The sequence below is a fragment of the Azospirillum sp. UENF 312511 genome, assembly GCF_058780635.1.
In genome coordinates this window covers 339,147-354,568 of record NZ_JBSNCG010000005.1, presented here as the reverse complement: position 1 = coordinate 354,568, position 15,422 = coordinate 339,147, and the positions used below count along the sequence as shown (strand labels likewise).

The window sequence follows — 15,422 nt, the reverse complement described above, 5'->3', positions numbered from 1 at the left end:
CGAGAAGATGGTCCCAATATAGCATTAAGTACCAATTTGGCGTCAGCTTTTCTGAATATTGAATTCAGAACCGAACATACCGCGCGACAACATCCGCGCGACAACGCCCTTTTGCACTCAGCGCTGCGCTCATAAGCAAGAAGCCCATTGGTTTTTGGGTAAACAATAAGCGCCATCACGGGAGGGATCGTCATGAAGGTATTGTCTCGCTGGCTTCTGGCGTCTGTCGCTGTCGTCGCCGCCGGCTCGGTTTCTGCGAACGACAGTATTCTCAAGAATGAAGCGAACCCCAACAACTGGGCGTCCCAGCTCGGCAATTATGCCGGGCAGCGGTACAGCCCCCTCGACCAGATCACCACCAACAACGTCAAGAATCTTCAGGTGGCATGGTCGTTCTCCACCGGGGTTCTGCGCGGCCATGAAGGCGGGCCGATCGTCGTCGGCGACGTGATGTACATTCACACGCCGTTCCCCAACAAGGTCTTCGCGCTGGACCTCAACAACCCGGGGCGGGTCATCTGGAAATATGAATCGGTCCAGGACCCGACCGTCATCCCGGTGATGTGCTGCGACACCGTCAACCGCGGCGTCGCGGTCGCCGACGGCAAGGTCTTCCTGGCGCAGGCGGACAACACGCTGGTGGCACTCGACGCCAAGACCGGCAAGGAGATGTGGAAGGCCAAGAACGGCGACCACACCAAGGGCGAGACCCTGACAGCGGCCCCGCTGGTGGTCAAGGACAAGGTCTTCGTCGGCATCAGCGGCGGCGAATTCGGCGTGCGCGGGCATCTGACGGCCTACGACACGAACAGCGGCAAGATGGTGTGGCGGGCCTTCTCGACCGGCCCCGACGCCGACGTGAAGATCGACCCGTCGAAGACGATGATGATGGGCAAGCCGATCGGGCAGAAGGACCTCGGCGTCTCGACATGGCCGGGCGAGGAATGGAAGCGCGGCGGCGGAACCACCTGGGGCTGGTACACCTACGATCCGGCGCTCAACCTGATCTATTACGGCACCGGCAACCCCGGCACCTGGAACCCGACGCAGCGGGCCGTCGACAAGGACCGGGCCAAGAGCGACAACAAATGGTCGATGACCATCTTCGCCCGCGACCCCGACACCGGGGAGGCGAAGTGGGTCTACCAGAAGACGCCGTTCGATGAATGGGACTTCGACGGCGTCAACGAGAACATCCTGGCCGACATCAACATGAACGGCCAGCAGCGCAAGGTTCTCGTCAACTTCGACCGCAACGGCTTCGCCTACACCCTGGACCGGGCGACCGGCGAACTGCTCGTCGCGCAGAAGTTCGACCCGACGGTCAACTGGGCGACCGATGTCGACATGAAGACCGGACGGCCGAACGTCGTCGACAAATACAGCACCTTCGCCAACGGCGAGGACAAGAACACCGCCGCCGTATGCCCGGCAGCACTCGGCAGCAAGGACCAGCAGCCGGCCTCCTTCTCGCCGGACACCGGCCTGTTCTACGTCCCGACCAACCACATCTGCATGGATTACGAGCCGTTCTCCGTCTCCTACACGGCGGGGCAGGCCTATGTCGGCTCGACCGTGTCCATGTACCCGACGCCGAACTCGCACGGCGGCATGGGCAACTTCATCGCCTGGGACGCGGCGGCCGGCAAGATCGTCTGGTCGCGGCCGGAGCGCTTCGCGGTGTGGAGCGGCGCCCTGTCCACCAAGGGTGGCGTCGCCTATTACGGGACGCTGGAAGGCTACCTCGTCGCCGTCGACATGAAGGACGGCAAGGAGCTGTGGCGGTTCAAGACCCCGTCCGGCATCATCGGCAACATCAACACCTACACCCACAACGGCAAGCAGTATGTGGCCGTCCTGTCGGGCGTCGGCGGCTGGGCCGGCATCGGCCTCGCCGCGGGCCTGACCCAGGAAGCCGGGGCGCAGGCGTGGCACAACGCCGTCCATCCCGGCCACACCGAAGGCGGAGGGGTGGCGACCGCCGGCCTCGGCGCGGTTGGCGCCCACCAGTCGCTGGGCGAATACACCCAGCTCGGTGGCGTCCTGACGGTGTTCCACGTTCCGGACCAGAAGTGATCGGCAGACCTGCCCCCGGTGCCGCAACGCACCGGGGGTTTTGCTTCAGAGCCTTCGGCATTTACTGGGACCCGGATTCCGGGCGAGGATCTCGACATCCATGAAACGCAGATTTGCGCAAAGCAGACTTGGCTTGCTGACCGGTGCGCTGACGGTGGGCACCGTCGCCTGTTTCGCCGCCCTGGCGCAGGACGCGCCGACGACCCCCGACGGAACACCGACCTACATCGTCAAGGACGGTCAGGTGGACAAGGGAACCTACAACGGCTACCGCCGCTTCCACGCGACCTGCCACACCTGCCACGGCTTCGACGCGTCGGGGTCGTCCTTCGCCCCCAGCCTCGCGGACTCGCTCAAACGCCTCAGCTACGACGAGTTCAAGGAGGTCGTGGTCAACGGCCGCCAGAACCAGGGCGCCACCGGCGACAAGGTGATGCCCTCCTTCGGCCTCGACCCGAACATCATGGATCATCTGGACGACATCTACCGCTACCTGAAGGCGCGGGCCGACGGCGCGCTGCCCGGCGGACGCCCGCAACGCATCGGCGGCTGATCCGGCGGAGGGAGACCCTTCATGGCATTTCCTTCTGTGCTCACCGTCGTCACCATCGCCGCGGCTCTGCTGTCCGTCACCCTGCCGGCCCACGCCGTCGAGGTGACGGAGCGCGAGACCGTGCGCGTCTGCGCCGACGGCAACCTCCTGCCCTACTCCAACGAAAAAATGGAGGGCTTCGAGAACGAGATCGCCCGGCTCATCGGCGAGGATCTAAAGAAACCGGTGACTTACTACTGGTGGCCGCAGACCATCGGCTTCGTCCGCAACACGCTGCGCGCGCGGCAGTGCGACCTCGTGATGGGAACGGCGTCCGGCGAAGAGCTGATGCAGAACACCAATCCCTACTACCGGACCGTCTATTCCCTCGTCTACCGCACCAAATCGGGCATCAAGGCGGAAAGCGTGGGCGATCCGTCCCTGAAGGACGCCCGCATCGGGGTCGTCGAGAAGACGCCCGCGGTCAACCTGCTGCGCCTCTACGGCATCACCCGGACGGAGCCCTACCAGCTCAACACCGACACGCGCGCCAACAACCCGGCCCGCGACGCCATCGAGGACGTGGCCGCCGGCAAGACCGATGCCGCGGTGATCTGGGGGCCGATCGCCGGCTACTTCGCCGCCCAGCAGACGGAGCCGCTGACCGTCGTTCCGCTGGTCAAGGAACCGGCGGTCGCCCGGCTGCAATTCAACATCTCCATGGGCATCCGCTCCGACGAGCCGGAGTGGAAGCACTGGCTCAACGACTTCATCAAGCGCCGCCAGGACGACATCGACCGCATCCTGCTGCGCTACCACGTCCCGCTCATCGGCCCGGACGGCGCGCTGAAGACCGCCGCCACATTCGAGCCGCCGGGCTACCGGATGGACCAGTACCGCGCCCCGACTCCCGCCGGCCTGTCCGGCGCCTCCACCGTGACCCTGGCGGAGTTGCGCCGGCTGATCGAGCATTTTCCCGACACGCGGCTGATCGACGTGATGCCGGCCCCGCCGCGCCCGGCCGGCCGACCGGCGCCGGCCGTCTGGGTTCCGCCCCCCCGCCGCAGCCTGCCGGGAGCGGTCTGGCTGCCCAATGTCGGCTACGGCAGCCTGTCTGGCGAGCAGGAGCGCTATTTCCGCGCCGGGCTGGAGACCGTAAGTCATGGGGATCGGGCCGCCCGGCTGGTCTTCTTCTGCGAGCCGGATTGCTGGATGTCCTGGAACGCCGCGAAACGCGCGGTGGAGTGGGGGTACGGCAATGTCTACTGGTATTCCGACGGTGCCATGCGCTGGCAGGAGGCGGGATACGGGCTGGAGACCGTCGAACCCTTCGCCGGCGGCGCGTCGAACTGACCGAACCCGCTCGCCTCAGTCCAGGCGGGCGGCGATGCCCCGAGCGATGCGGCCGGCCTTCTGTTCGAACTGGACCGGCTGTTCGCACAGCGCCGTCTGATTGCGCCGCCGCTCGTCGAGGATGCGCCGCCGCCACGCGATCTCCTCACGCAACGCAGTCGCCTCGGGGGCGTCGGCGGGAAGCGTCTGGAGACGGGTCAGCGCCGCATCGATGCTGTCGAGCAGGACGCGCTGCTGGTGGGCGTAGCGCTTGATGGCTGAAATGGCTTGGCCGCGCTCCTGGTTGAGCGCGTCGAAGGCTCCGGCGAACAGGGCGGTGAGGGCGGCGTTGCGGTCCGCCGCCGCCCCGTTGGCCTCCAGCTGGTCGGCGAAGCGGTCGATCGCCGCCTGCTCCTGCTCCGGATCGAGCCGGCGGTCGAGGAGCTGCTTCAGGACCGGTTCGGTACCGGGAATGTCGCGCCAGTCGCCTTCCTTCCCCTCGATGGGGTCGCCGGGCCAGATCTGGCCGGACGACAGGGTCGGCACGAGGATCTGGACGCAGGGCCAATCCGGATCGCTCCCGGCCGCCCCCGCCGGGACGGACGCCGCTGGGACAGACGCCAGAGTGAGCAACGCGACGGCAAGGACAGCGGAGCGGTGACGCATGATGGGATTCTGCCGGACATCGGGCGCCCTTGCCCATCCACCCATTCGGATGAGGCCGACGGAGTTCGCCGCGACGGCGCTCCTGTTCCTGCTGCTGAGCGGCGCGGCGGCGGCGCAGGCGCCGGCCAAGGTTCTGGTCTTCGATCTGGAGCTGGTGGACACCAGCCGGGAACCTCCCAATCCGGACCATGCCGGACGGCTGGAAAGGGTGACGGCGCTGCTGCGCGACGGGCTGAAGGACGGCGGCTATGAGGTGACCGGCGTTCGCGACAGCGCCGTCGCCGCGGAGGTGCCGGCGTCGCTCTATCGGTGCAACGGCTGCGAACGCGACCTCGGGCGCCGGGCCGGCGCGGACATCGTGGTGACGGGTTTCATCCATAAGATCAGCACGCTGATCCTCAACATGCAGATTATAATGCGCCGCACCGGAGATGGCGGCGGAGACGGCGACGTCATCGCCGTCGCGAACGCGGACATCCGCGGCGACAACGAGCGGTCATGGCGGCGCGGCGTTGAATGGCTGCTGCGTCACCGCCTGCTGGCCGCGCCGCCGTCCGACCGGTGACGGACCCTGACGACATCCGAGGCGGGGGAGCCAACCTTCGTCCGACACGGGTAGGAGGATCGCTTGGCCGACGACGCTTTGCTCTCCTATGTGCCGTACCGCCCGGCGGCAAGCCGCGTCCGGTACTACGACATCACGCTGCGCGATTATGTGGACCAGTTCCGGATCGGCGTCTGGGACGAGGAAAAGGAGCGCACGCAGCGCGTCCGGATCAACGTCTCGCTGACGCTGCCCTGGCCCGACCGGCCGATGACCGACAGCCTGGACGAGGTGCTGTCCTACGACTTCCTGATCGACGGCATCCGCGCCCTGCGCGACGGCGCCCACGTGAACCTCGTCGAGACGCTGGGCGAACGGATTCTCACGCTGTGCTTCTCCAACCCGGAGGTGACTCGCGCGCGGGTGCAGGTGGAGAAGCTGGACGTCGTCCCGGAATCCGGCGGCGTCGGCATCGTTATCGAGCGTTCCCGTCCCGAGGGAGCGCGAACGGCATCATGAGCAGCGCGCCGTTGTGGGTCGTGAAGCTGGGCGGCAGCCTGTGGCGCGCCCCGGAATTGCGACGCTGGCTGGAGATCCTGGCCGCGGCGCGGCGCCTGCGCGTCGTGATCGTCCCCGGCGGCGGTCCCTTCGCCGACGCCGTCCGCGACGCCCAGCCGGCGCTCGGCTTCAGCGACCGCGCCGCCCACCGCATGGCCCTGCTCGCCATGGAGCAGTATGGAACCGCCCTCGCCGACCTGGAGCCGCGGCTGACCCCCGCCCGTAGCCTCGTCGATCTGCGCGGCCGGCCGAGCCCGACCGTCTGGATGCCGCTTCCCCTGGCGGACAACGCCGACGTGGCGGAGAGCTGGGACGTCACGTCCGACAGTCTGGCGGTCTGGCTGGCCGGTGCGCTCGGCGCCAGCTGCGCGGTCCTCGTCAAGTCCGCTCCGTTGCCGGACGCCGTCGCCTCCGTGACGCAGCTCGTAACGGAGGGCATCGTCGATCCGGCCTTGCCGGACCGCATGGCGCGCTACGGCGGGGCCGTCTGGTGCGTGTCGCGGGACGAGCACCGGCGCTTCGCCAAGGCGCTTGACCAGGGCAACCCGTGCGGTACCCACCTTGCCCTGCCCGACGATCAACAGGACGCCGATGGCTGAGCGTCCCAAGCATGTCCTGTTCCTGACCGGCGCGCTGGCCGAACCGCGCCTGCGCCATGTGCTCGCCGCGCTGGAACCGCTGGAGTTCCGGACCACCGTGGTCAATCTCGGCATCAAGGTCGCGGCGCTGGCGACGACGGAGATCGTGCTGCGCCGCCTCGCCTCGACCGAGGGCGCCGACCTCGTTCTGCTGCCGGGGCGGTTCCGTGGCGACCTCGACCGGCTGTCCGCCCATTTCGGCGTGCCCTTCGAGCGCGGTCCCGACGAGCTGGATGATCTGCCCCAGCATTTCCGGCGTCAGGCCGCCCCGCTCGATCTCAGCCGCTACCGCACAAAAATCTTCGCCGAGATCGTCGAGGCGCCGCTGCTCGGCGTGCCGGCGATCCTGGACCGCGCCGCCCGCTTCGCGGCGGACGGCGCCGACGTGATCGACCTCGGCGGGCTGCCCGACCATCCCTTTCCTCATCTGGAGGAAGCGGTGACGGCGCTGCGCGAGGCCGGCCACACGGTCAGCGTCGATTCCCTCGACCCCAAGGAGCTGCTGCGCGGCGCCGCGGCGGGCGCCTCCTACCTGCTCAGCCTGACGGAGGAGACCGCCTGGGTCGCCCGCGAGACCGACGCGGTGCCCATCGTCATCCCCACCACGCCGGGGGATCTTCCGTCGCTTGACCGGGCGCTGGACGCGGTCCGCGGCGCGGGACGCCGCTGCATCGCCGACCCGATCCTGGAGCCGATCCATCACGGCTTCACCGACTCCCTGCTGCGCTACCGCGAGGTCCGGGTGCACCATCCCGACCTGGAAATCCTGATGGGGGTCGGCAACGTCACCGAACTGACCGACGCCGACACGCCGGGAATGACCGCGCTGCTGATGGGGATCGTCTCCGAACTGCGCATCGACCACATCCTGACGGTTCAGGTCAGCCCCCATTGCCGCCGGACCATCCGCGAGTTCGACGCGGCGCGGCGCCAGTTCTTCGCCGCCGCGGAGGCCGGTGCCCTGCCCCGCAATTTCGGCGAGGCCCTGCTCTGCCTGCGCGACCGGAAGCCCTTCACCAGCACGCTGGAGCAGGTGGCCGACCTCGCCGCCCGCATCCGCGACCCGAACTACCGGATCGAGGTGACCGAACAGGGGCTCCATCTCTACAACCGCGATGGGCACCATGTGGCCGGCGATCCCTTCGCCCTGCTCCCGCACATCGATCCCCGCACCGATATGGGGCACGCCTTCTATCTCGGGGCGGAACTGGCCCGCGCGCAGATCGCCTGGCAGCTCGGCAAGCGCTACAGCCAGGACAACGAACTGCGATGGGGCGTGGCGGTGGACGCGCCCGGCGACACCGGAGGGGGCGAGACGTGACCTTCATCCGCGAAACGATCATCACGAGCTGCGACGCGGCGGGCGCCGTCCACGTCGCCCCGATGGGCGCCACGGTGACGGAGACCGGCTATGTCCTGGCCCCCTTCCGCCCGTCGCGCACGCTCGACAACCTGCTCGCCACGCGCTGCGCGGTGGTGAACTTCACCGACGACGTCCGGGTGTTCGCCGGCTGCGTCACCGGGCGGCAACGCGACTGGCCGACCGTCCCGGCGGAACGCATCCGCGGCGCGGTGCTCGCCGGGGCGCTGGCGCATGAGGAACTGGACGTGGCCGCGGTGGAGGACGACGGCGTGCGCCCGCGTCTGGATTGCCGCCCGGTGCATCGCGTCACCCATCGCCCCTTTCGTGGATTCAACCGGGCGCAGGCCGCCGTGGTGGAGGGTGCGATCCTGGTCAGCCGCCTGCATCTCCTGCCGCCCGAGAAGATCGACCGCGAAATCGACTATCTGTCCATCGCCATCAGCAAGACCGCCGGCCCCGTGGAGCTGGAAGCGTGGGGCTGGTTGCTCGACCGCATCGCCGAACACCGGGCAAGCGGGGGGAAAGCACCGTGACCCGGCTGCTCGCCAGCGTTGCGTCCCTTGCGGAACTGACGCTCGCCGCACGGGGTGGTGCGGACATTCTGGATTTGAAGAACCCGAAAACGGGTGCGCTCGGAGCGTGGCCGTTGGACGGCATTGTCCGCGCCGTCGATACGGCCCGCCAATGGCCCGTCCGCGCGCCGCTGAGCGCCACCGTGGGTGACCTGCCGATGGCCCCCGCGATCGTGGCGGGGCGGGTGGTCGAAACCTGGGCCTGCGGCGTCGATTACGTCAAGATCGGCCTGTTCCCATCCGGTGATCCGGCGGGCTGCGTGAAGGCACTGGCGCCCGACACGCGGCGGGGCGCCCGTATCGTCGCTGTGCTGTTCGCCGATCTTTGGAACGACCCTGACACTCTGCTTCCCGATATCGCGAGAGCCGGCTTCGCCGGAGCCATGCTCGACACCGCGGGGAAAGGCTCCGGCGGGTTGCTGCGACACAAGACGAAAGACGAGTTGGCGCGCTTCCTGGCACAGGCGCGCGATCATGGCCTCCTGACCGGACTCGCCGGTTCACTGCGCCTGGAGGACATTCCCACGCTGTTGCCGCTCGTGCCCGATTATCTCGGTTTCCGCACCGCGCTGTGCGCCGGTGCCGACCGGGGCGGCGTGTTGGACCCGGCCGCGCTGGCCGCGGTCCGCGACGCCGTCCCGAAACAGCCCTTCACCGGTTGAACGCGCGACCCGCTACTGCCCGGACCCCTGCTTCGGCGGTTGGGAGGTGGCGTTGCCACCCTGCGTCACCGAGCCGCCGCCGATGGTGCCCTGCCGCTGTCCGGCCAGGGAGTTGTCCGGCAGAGCGCCGGTGCCGCTCGTGGAACCGCCCGACGCACCGGACGCCGAAGAATCGGGCGTCGTGGAGCCGGACGTGCCGCTTTGTCCGCCGCCTTGAGTGACCCCGCCGCCGACGGTGCCCTGCCGCTGCCCGGCCAGGGAGTTGTCCGGCAGAGCGCCGGTCGATGGGCTGGAGCTTTGGCTTCCCGAGCCTTGAGGCATCGCGCCGCCCGTGGTTTGGGCCGACGCCGGAACCGCCGCCGCGGCCGACGCGAGGGCCAGCAGAGACGCACCGGCCAGGATGTGCAGATGTTTCATGGACCTGTCCTCCGGCATGATGTTGGACGAATCTGGGAAAGATCGGGCGCTGCTAACCCGCGTCCTTCGTGCTGCGGTTCTGGCGGGACGCTTCGCCCATGCGGCCGATGTCCTCCTTTGCCCGCTCGTCCCGGCCGGCGTCCTGCGGTTCGTCCTTTTTGAATTCCTGCTCGCTGCCGAGAACGCTCTTCTCGCCGCGCGGCTGGTCCTGAGGCTTGTCGGATTTTCCCGTCATGACGTTTCCTCCACCCGAGCCCGCCCGGCGGGATGACCGGACGGTCGTCTGTGCCATCAACCGCAGGTCGCCCGGCGCGGTTCCGCCCGTCGTGTCACCCCTGTTCCGCCGGCCCGCCGCGGCGGGCCCAAAAGCCCCGACCGGGATCGTAGGCGAGGATCGCTCCCCCCAGGAACAGCGCGAGGCACGCGGTGACGGCCAGGAACGCCGTGCCGTTGAATTGCAGGTACAGAGCGAAGCGGATCAGTTCGACCGCCTGCGTGAAGGGGTTGATCCCGGCGATCCAGGCGAGCGTCGGGCTGCCCTCGCGGATGCGCCACAGCGGGTAGAGCGCGGAGGAGGCGAAGAACATCGGGAAAATGACGAAGTTCATCACGCCCGCGAAATTCTCCAGCTGCCGGATGAAGGAGGACAGCAGAAGACCGAGCGCGCCCAGCATCAGCCCGCTCAGCACCAGCGCCGGCAGAACGGCGAGATAGCCGAGTTCCGGTGGCTGGACGCCCCAGAACCAGGCGATGGCGAGGAAGACATAGACCTGGGCGATGGACACCAGAACGCCGGCCAGCAACTTGCAGACCAGCAGGTACCAGCGCGGCAGCGGGCTGACCAGCAGGGTCTTCATGCTGCCCATCTCCCGGTCATAGACCATGGACAGCGAACTCTGCATTCCGTTGAACAGCTGGATCATCGCCACCAGCCCCGGCGTCACGTAATCCTCGTAGAGGATGTAGGTCTCGTAGGGCGGGATGATCGACAGGCCGAGCACAGCGCGGAACCCTACTGCGAAGATGGCCAGCCAGACCAGCGGCCGCACCAGGGCGGCTAAGAACCGCTCGCGCTGGTGCACGAAGCGCAACCCCTCGCGGACGATGACCGCGCGCAGGCAACGCCAGTGGAGCGTCGCGTTCATTCCCGGACCCCCTTCGCCGTCAGCCGGGCGAAGGCGTCGCCCAGGGTCGCGGCGCCGGTGGTAGCGCGCACCGCCTCCACCAGCCCGGTGGCCATCACGCGCCCGCGGTGCAGCACCACGACGCCGTCGCCGTCGCGCGCCTCGTCGATCAGGTGGGTTGCCCAGAGCACGGCCAGCCCGCGCTCCCGGCAGAGATCGTGCACATGGTCGAGGACTTGCCGGCGCAGCTCGATGTCGAGCCCGACGGTCGGCTCGTCCAGCAGCAGCAGGCTCGGGCGATGCAGCAGCGCGCGGGCGATCTCCACCCGTCGCCGCTGCCCGCCGGACAGGGTGCGCACCCGCTCGTCCGCGCGCTCGGACAAGCCGATGCGGGCCAGTTCCTCGCCCGCCCGCGCCTCGATGTCGGAAGGCGCCAGACCATGAAGCCCGCCGTGGTAGCGCAGGTTCTGGATGACGGTCAGGTCCGGGTCGAGTGTGGGCTGCTGGAACACCACGCCGATGCGGGCCAGCGCCTGGGCGGGGTGCCGGCGCATGTCGAAGCCGAAGACCCGGATGCTCCCCCGGCGGGTGTTGTAGAGCCGCGTGATCAGGGAGAAGAGCGTCGTCTTCCCGGCGCCGTTGAGCCCCAGCAGCACGGTGAACCGCCCCGCGGGGACGCCGAACGACACGCCGTCCAGCGCCGCCCGCGCCCCGAAGCTGTGGCTCAGCCCCTCGACCGCCAGGACCGGAGGCGCCGCGGCGGCGCCGGAACGGGCTTGCGGGTCGGAAGGCGCCGTTTCGAAGCAATCCATGTCGTCTCCATCGCCCATCACTGCCGCTGTCCAAACCCTCTCCCCTCCGGGGAGAGGGTGGCCCGCAGGGCCGGTGAGGTGGATGTCCATGGCGGTATGTCCGGCAAAAGCGCAACCCCCTCACCCTAACCCTCTCCCCAGAGGGGAGAAGGGATAAGGAAAGCCCCCATCACGGCTTGACGATCACGCCCCAGGGCGCGCCGCCGACCGAAATCGACTTCACGACCCGACCGCGCTCCAGGTCCATCACCGACATGTCGTTGCTGACGCCATTCGTCGTGTAGAGGCGCTTCTCGTCCGGCGACAGCGCCAGATTCCACACCCGCTGGCCGACGAGGTGATAGCGCTTCACCTCGTAGGTCTTGGCGTCGATCTCGGCGACCCGGTTGGCCGGGCCGAGGGCGACGAAGGCCCGCTGCCCGTCGCTGGTCAGTTGGATGCCGACCGGCTGGATGGATTCGCGCGGCACGCCCTGGACCGCGAAGCTGATCTTGTGGACGAGCTTGCGCGAGGCCGCGTCGATGACGCTGACCGTCCCGCCGACCTCCGACGACACCCAGACGAACCGCCCGTCCCCGGTGAACTGGGCGACGCGCGGGCGCGCATCGACCAGCACGTTGTCGATGATCTTGTGCGACTCCGTGTCGATGAAATGGGCCATGTTCGTCGTTTCGGACGTGTTCACCAGGATCTTGCCGTCCCGGCTGACGCCCATGCCCTCCGGCTCCACCCCCACCTGGATCTCGCCGATGATCTTCTTGCTGGCGATGTCCACCACCGAGACCATGTTGTCGTCCTCATTGGCGACGTAGAGCCGGTGCCCCTGCGGGTCCAGAACGAACAGCTCCGGATCGGGGCCGGACGGCAATCGGTCGACCACCTTCTGGGTCGCCACGTCGATGACGTCGATCCGGTTGTCGTCGCCGACACAGACGAAGATTTGCGTCATGTCCTCGTTGAAGGTGATGCCGCGCGGCCGGCGGCCGACCTTGATCGTGGCGACCACTTGAAGCTTGCCGCCGTCCACCACCGAGACGGTGTTGCTCTTCTCGTTCGACACGAAGATCGTGTCCGCCTGCGCGGGCTGGGCGACGGCGAAGCCCAGCAACGCTAAAGCGCCGATCCGGGCGGCTCCTCCGGTTAACGACATCACGTTCCCTCCCATGGTTGCCCCCTGCCGGGGCTTTTCTCAGCGGTTGCGGCACCGGCTTTCCGGGCGATCGTCGCCGAGCGTGTCGAGTTCCGAGAACTGGTGCAGGTAGCCCGGCTGCGGCGACACAGAGACGAGCACCCTCGGCCCGGCCAGCAGCACCGGCTGCCGAAGCTGCCCGTCCCAGTCGCGGAAGGTCAGCCCCTGCCCCTTGAAGGCCGGCAGGGTGAAGTCCGGGCCGCGCACGAAGGCGGCCAGCGCCGCGGGGTCGGCGGACTTGGTGCGCGTCGCCGCCTCGCCCACCGCGCGAACGGCCATCCAGGCGGTGTAGTCGCGCGGGCGCATCCAGCGCCCGGCCTGCCGTTCGAAGCGGCTGTGGATCTGCGTCGCCCCCCACTGCTCATGCACGCGCGACCACGCGGTCGGGACGAGCCCATGGGTGCCGACGACCGGGCGGGGCAGCCACGTCTGGTAGAGCAGATACTCGCCGAACCCGTCCGCCTCGTCGGCGACGACCAGCACGTCGTGCTCGGTGCCCTGGGTGAAGGTGAGGATTTCCGACTGGACGGTGACATGCCCGGTGTCGACGCGGCGGTTCGCGTCCTCAAAGGTCCAGCGCTTTTCCTCGACGATTTTGGCGCGGTAGCGTTTGGCGGCGGCGCGGATCGCGTCGGCGTAGGCGGCGTCCTGCGGCGTCCGCCCGACCACCAGCAGCCAGTTCATCCATTTCCGCGAGGCGAGGTACTGGGCCAGCGCGTCGGCCTGCATCCGCCGGCTGGGAGTGACGTGCAGCAGGTTGGCGCGGCAGCGCTCGTTGCGCAGGTCGTCGTCCGGGGCGCGGGTGTTGAAGATCAGCATGTCGGCCGCCTCGGGCGCCGCCGCCGCGGCGAGCAGGGCGTCCTCCTTCAGGTCGGCGACGAGCAGGCGCACGCCCTGCCCGGCGAGGTCGCGCACGGCGTCCTCGACGCGTCCGTCCTCCGGCACCGTCACCTTGACCAGATCGAATCGCTGGTTGAGAAACCGCCCGGTCGTGTTGTTGTCGACGATGGCCAGGCGGGCGCCCTGGACGCCCTCGTCCTCCGACACCGGTTCGAGGAAAGTCTGGGGGATCCGCGGCTCCTCCGCGCGGGTCAGATAGCCGATGCGGACCACCAGCGGATCGGCGCCCCACGCCGGAGACCCGAGCAGGAGCGCCGCGGCGATGGTCAGAAGGGCGGAGGCCCGGCTCACCGGAGCGCGCCCGTTATGCCTCCGCAAGAATAAGCACCTCTCCGATCCCCCCGGCCGACCGGTCGCCGATAAGGCGCCGGGCGCGGGTTCCGGCGGTTGGAAATCCACTGGGCCAAGCCCCGCCATCAATCAGCTCCTTCCGCATCAGGTCCAAAAACAGCCAGTCGTTCATGCCGCCGTCGACGAAGCCGGACGGAACGGCATCCGGCGCTTGGGGCAGCAGGATGGAGCCGCGCCGCATGGCCTGCCCCGGATCGGGACCACAGCCCGCGCCGACGACGATGGTCCCGGCGATCATCCGGGCGCCGCACAGGCTCCCCACCCGGCCGTGGACGGCGATCAGCCCCCGCCGTATCCGCTCGCCGACGCGGTCCCCGGCGTTGCCCGCAACAACGACGGAGCCGCCGCTCATGCCGCGCGTGCCGCCGGCCAGCGGCGCCCCCAGGAAATCGCCGGCATCGCCCGCGACGCTCAAGTGCCCGCCGGACATTTCGGCGGCGGCGAAGGCGCCGCAGTTCCCCGCGACGGTCAGCGTGCCGCCGCGCATGGCGCTGCCGGCGTAGGCGCCGCACTCCCCCTCGACCCGAATCTCTCCAATGCTCATGCCGGTCCCCACCCCGTCGAGCACCGCGCCACCGGGCCGCAGGGCCAGGGTACCGGGAGGGCCGCCGTCCTCCAGCGTGAACAGCGCGTCCAACCGGTAACGCCCCCGTCCACGGACCAGCATCAGCCGGGCCAGCGCCTCCCGCCCGCCCTCAATCAGCCGTTCAGGCAGGACGCCGGTCATGTCGATGGGCGGACCGGCAGGGTCTCGAATGGTGAGGACGATGCCGCTCATGCCATCACCTCATGCAGCCGGAACTGGTAGCGGCCGAGCTTGCCGCCGTAATTGCCGGCGGTGACCGACACCACCCCACCCGCGGCGCCGAGGTCCGCCACGGCGGCGATGCCCGCGCGCATGGCGGCGGCGACCGCCGCCTCGCTGACCCCGTCGATGACCAGTTCGAGGATGGATTCCACTCCCTCCGGCACCAGCGAAACCGGCACCGCCGCCCGCAGGGTCGGGCAGAAAGCGGTGTTGGTGGAGGCGATCATGCCCTTGTACTTGCCGCCGATCTTGGAGCCAGAGCGGACCACCCCGCCGGGAAAGGGCAGGATCGCCCCCGGCAGCTCGCGGATCGCCAGGACCGCGGCCTGCGCCGCCGCCAGCCCGGCGCGGCGGTCGGCCGCCAGGATGATGAAGTTGCCGCCGCCGACGCCGTCGACCGCCGCGGTGGCCGCCTCGCACAGGAATTCGCCGTCCATGACCGGGATGCGCCAATAACGGCGGGACCCGACCCGCTTGGCGATCTGCCAGCCGTCGCCGAAATAGCGCAGCGCGTTGCCGAGCGGAATCGCAGAACCCTCCCGCAGCCCCGCGTAGCAGGCCGTCCCGGGGCAGGTCATGACGCATTGCCCGACGCGGCGCGCCACCTGCTTCGCCAGTTCCGCCTTCGACATGGCGAACAGCAGCACCGCGGCGCCGGGCCGGGAGTCCGGGGTCTCATCGGATGGCAACACGCGTTCCATCGCCGCCTCGCAGCCGCAGGCGATCACCGAGGTGGCGAAGCCCGTCATGCTGACCACCGCCGCCTGCACCCAGGCCGGCGTGTCGGCGGTGATCACCAGCCGCGTGCCGAGCATGGGGAAGGCCTCGGCGAAGGTGTCCTCGATGTGGACGCCGTTGAGCCGCATCAGAACGCCCCC

Annotated in this window: 18 protein-coding genes; 9 read left to right on the top strand and 9 right to left on the bottom strand. The window is 68.9% G+C overall.

All coding sequences use genetic code 11. The features are described from left to right. Window positions 1–192 precede the first annotated feature (192 nt). The 3 genes from ACWPN7_RS30195 (at window position 193) to ACWPN7_RS30185 (ending at window position 3,961) form a co-directional block, all read left to right on the top strand. On the top strand, window positions 193–2,076 hold the full coding sequence (locus tag ACWPN7_RS30195; RefSeq protein WP_200775074.1) for a methanol/ethanol family PQQ-dependent dehydrogenase: 1,884 nt from the start codon (window positions 193–195) through the stop codon (window positions 2,074–2,076). Between the two features lie 100 nt (window positions 2,077–2,176). Next, window positions 2,177–2,629: a c-type cytochrome gene (locus ACWPN7_RS30190; RefSeq protein WP_103040932.1), complete on the top strand. Its 453-nt coding sequence runs from the start codon at window positions 2,177–2,179 to the stop codon at window positions 2,627–2,629. 21 nt (window positions 2,630–2,650) lie between these two features. Then, window positions 2,651–3,961, top strand: a complete 1,311-nt coding sequence (locus ACWPN7_RS30185; RefSeq protein ID WP_459197369.1) for a quinoprotein dehydrogenase-associated putative ABC transporter substrate-binding protein — start codon at window positions 2,651–2,653, stop codon at window positions 3,959–3,961. Between the two features lie 15 nt (window positions 3,962–3,976). Here the strand turns inward: ACWPN7_RS30185 and ACWPN7_RS30180 are convergent, their stop codons facing one another. Then, window positions 3,977–4,606: a hypothetical protein gene (locus tag ACWPN7_RS30180; RefSeq protein ID WP_492273646.1), complete on the bottom strand. Its 630-nt coding sequence runs from the start codon at window positions 4,604–4,606 to the stop codon at window positions 3,977–3,979. On the opposite strand from ACWPN7_RS30180, the gene ACWPN7_RS30175 reads away from it, so the two are divergent. The 6 genes from ACWPN7_RS30175 to ACWPN7_RS30150 all read left to right on the top strand — a co-directional run bounded on the left by ACWPN7_RS30175 (window position 4,605) and on the right by ACWPN7_RS30150 (window position 8,943). After that, window positions 4,605–5,171 (top strand): DUF3280 domain-containing protein, encoded by a 567-nt coding sequence (locus ACWPN7_RS30175; protein ID WP_247891671.1) that lies wholly within the window; start codon window positions 4,605–4,607, stop codon window positions 5,169–5,171. The two genes, ACWPN7_RS30180 and ACWPN7_RS30175, sit on opposite strands and share 2 nt — an antisense overlap. Before the next feature lie 63 nt (window positions 5,172–5,234). Next, window positions 5,235–5,669: a dihydroneopterin aldolase gene (locus ACWPN7_RS30170; protein ID WP_200775079.1), complete on the top strand. Its 435-nt coding sequence runs from the start codon at window positions 5,235–5,237 to the stop codon at window positions 5,667–5,669. After that, the gene (locus ACWPN7_RS30165; protein WP_459197370.1) at window positions 5,666–6,307 is read left to right on the top strand and encodes an amino acid kinase family protein; all 642 of its coding nucleotides are present in this window, start codon (window positions 5,666–5,668) and stop codon (window positions 6,305–6,307) included. The genes ACWPN7_RS30170 and ACWPN7_RS30165 overlap by 4 nt, the downstream gene beginning before the upstream one ends. Beyond that, window positions 6,300–7,667 carry a DUF6513 domain-containing protein gene (locus ACWPN7_RS30160; RefSeq protein WP_459197371.1) on the top strand — a complete coding sequence of 456 codons (1,368 nt, stop codon included), beginning with the start codon at window positions 6,300–6,302 and terminating at the stop codon, window positions 7,665–7,667. Before ACWPN7_RS30165 ends, ACWPN7_RS30160 begins: the two co-directional genes overlap by 8 nt. Beyond that, the gene (locus ACWPN7_RS30155) at window positions 7,664–8,242 is read left to right on the top strand and encodes a DUF447 domain-containing protein (protein ID WP_211103662.1); all 579 of its coding nucleotides are present in this window, start codon (window positions 7,664–7,666) and stop codon (window positions 8,240–8,242) included. Before ACWPN7_RS30160 ends, ACWPN7_RS30155 begins: the two co-directional genes overlap by 4 nt. Beyond that, window positions 8,239–8,943: a (5-formylfuran-3-yl)methyl phosphate synthase gene (locus ACWPN7_RS30150; protein WP_149649148.1), complete on the top strand. Its 705-nt coding sequence runs from the start codon at window positions 8,239–8,241 to the stop codon at window positions 8,941–8,943. The genes ACWPN7_RS30155 and ACWPN7_RS30150 overlap by 4 nt, the downstream gene beginning before the upstream one ends. 12 nt (window positions 8,944–8,955) lie before the next feature. Here the strand turns inward: ACWPN7_RS30150 and ACWPN7_RS30145 are convergent, their stop codons facing one another. The 8 genes from ACWPN7_RS30145 to fhcD all read right to left on the bottom strand — a co-directional run bounded on the left by ACWPN7_RS30145 (window position 8,956) and on the right by fhcD (window position 15,410). Further along, on the bottom strand, window positions 8,956–9,360 hold the full coding sequence (locus ACWPN7_RS30145; RefSeq protein WP_014242236.1) for a hypothetical protein: 405 nt from the start codon (window positions 9,358–9,360) through the stop codon (window positions 8,956–8,958). Between the two features lie 52 nt (window positions 9,361–9,412). Next, a complete protein-coding gene (locus tag ACWPN7_RS30140) occupies window positions 9,413–9,595 on the bottom strand; it encodes a hypothetical protein (RefSeq protein WP_014242235.1) in 183 nt (60 codons plus the stop codon). Window positions 9,596–9,689: 94 nt separating this feature from the next. Beyond that, on the bottom strand, window positions 9,690–10,505 hold the full coding sequence (locus ACWPN7_RS30135) for an ABC transporter permease (RefSeq protein ID WP_040136627.1): 816 nt from the start codon (window positions 10,503–10,505) through the stop codon (window positions 9,690–9,692). Further along, complete coding sequence (locus ACWPN7_RS30130) at window positions 10,502–11,296, bottom strand: ABC transporter ATP-binding protein (protein ID WP_459197372.1); 795 nt, start codon at window positions 11,294–11,296, stop codon at window positions 10,502–10,504. Before ACWPN7_RS30130 ends, ACWPN7_RS30135 begins: the two co-directional genes overlap by 4 nt. 169 nt (window positions 11,297–11,465) lie before the next feature. Beyond that, window positions 11,466–12,446 (bottom strand): PQQ-dependent catabolism-associated beta-propeller protein, encoded by a 981-nt coding sequence (locus ACWPN7_RS30125; RefSeq protein ID WP_459197373.1) that lies wholly within the window; start codon window positions 12,444–12,446, stop codon window positions 11,466–11,468. 39 nt (window positions 12,447–12,485) lie between these two features. Further along, the gene (locus tag ACWPN7_RS30120) at window positions 12,486–13,676 is read right to left on the bottom strand and encodes an ABC transporter substrate-binding protein (protein WP_459197374.1); all 1,191 of its coding nucleotides are present in this window, start codon (window positions 13,674–13,676) and stop codon (window positions 12,486–12,488) included. 13 nt (window positions 13,677–13,689) lie between these two features. Continuing rightward, complete coding sequence (locus ACWPN7_RS30115) at window positions 13,690–14,514, bottom strand: formylmethanofuran dehydrogenase subunit C (protein ID WP_456522085.1); 825 nt, start codon at window positions 14,512–14,514, stop codon at window positions 13,690–13,692. After that, window positions 14,511–15,410, bottom strand: coding sequence for a formylmethanofuran--tetrahydromethanopterin N-formyltransferase (fhcD, locus tag ACWPN7_RS30110; RefSeq protein ID WP_149649155.1), 900 nt, complete (start codon window positions 15,408–15,410; stop codon window positions 14,511–14,513). Before fhcD ends, ACWPN7_RS30115 begins: the two co-directional genes overlap by 4 nt. Window positions 15,411–15,422 lie beyond the last annotated feature (12 nt).

Excerpts from the sequence above, each read along its gene's own strand:
- ACWPN7_RS30195 (WP_200775074.1), top strand. The coding sequence starts at position 193 with ATGAAGGTATTGTCTCGCTGGCTTCTGGCGTCTGTCGCTGTCGTCGCC.
- ACWPN7_RS30190 (WP_103040932.1), top strand. The coding sequence starts at position 2,177 with ATGAAACGCAGATTTGCGCAAAGCAGACTTGGCTTGCTGACCGGTGCG.
- ACWPN7_RS30185 (WP_459197369.1), top strand. The coding sequence starts at position 2,651 with ATGGCATTTCCTTCTGTGCTCACCGTCGTCACCATCGCCGCGGCTCTG.
- ACWPN7_RS30175 (WP_247891671.1), top strand. The coding sequence starts at position 4,605 with ATGATGGGATTCTGCCGGACATCGGGCGCCCTTGCCCATCCACCCATT.
- ACWPN7_RS30180 (WP_492273646.1), bottom strand. The coding sequence starts at position 4,606 with ATGCGTCACCGCTCCGCTGTCCTTGCCGTCGCGTTGCTCACTCTGGCG.
- ACWPN7_RS30165 (WP_459197370.1), top strand. The coding sequence starts at position 5,666 with ATGAGCAGCGCGCCGTTGTGGGTCGTGAAGCTGGGCGGCAGCCTGTGG.
- ACWPN7_RS30160 (WP_459197371.1), top strand. The coding sequence starts at position 6,300 with ATGGCTGAGCGTCCCAAGCATGTCCTGTTCCTGACCGGCGCGCTGGCC.
- ACWPN7_RS30145 (WP_014242236.1), bottom strand. The coding sequence starts at position 9,360 with ATGAAACATCTGCACATCCTGGCCGGTGCGTCTCTGCTGGCCCTCGCG.
- ACWPN7_RS30140 (WP_014242235.1), bottom strand. The coding sequence starts at position 9,595 with ATGACGGGAAAATCCGACAAGCCTCAGGACCAGCCGCGCGGCGAGAAG.
- ACWPN7_RS30135 (WP_040136627.1), bottom strand. The coding sequence starts at position 10,505 with ATGAACGCGACGCTCCACTGGCGTTGCCTGCGCGCGGTCATCGTCCGC.
- ACWPN7_RS30130 (WP_459197372.1), bottom strand. The coding sequence starts at position 11,296 with ATGGATTGCTTCGAAACGGCGCCTTCCGACCCGCAAGCCCGTTCCGGC.
- ACWPN7_RS30125 (WP_459197373.1), bottom strand. The coding sequence starts at position 12,446 with ATGTCGTTAACCGGAGGAGCCGCCCGGATCGGCGCTTTAGCGTTGCTG.
- ACWPN7_RS30115 (WP_456522085.1), bottom strand. The coding sequence starts at position 14,514 with ATGAGCGGCATCGTCCTCACCATTCGAGACCCTGCCGGTCCGCCCATC.
- fhcD (WP_149649155.1), bottom strand. The coding sequence starts at position 15,410 with ATGCGGCTCAACGGCGTCCACATCGAGGACACCTTCGCCGAGGCCTTC.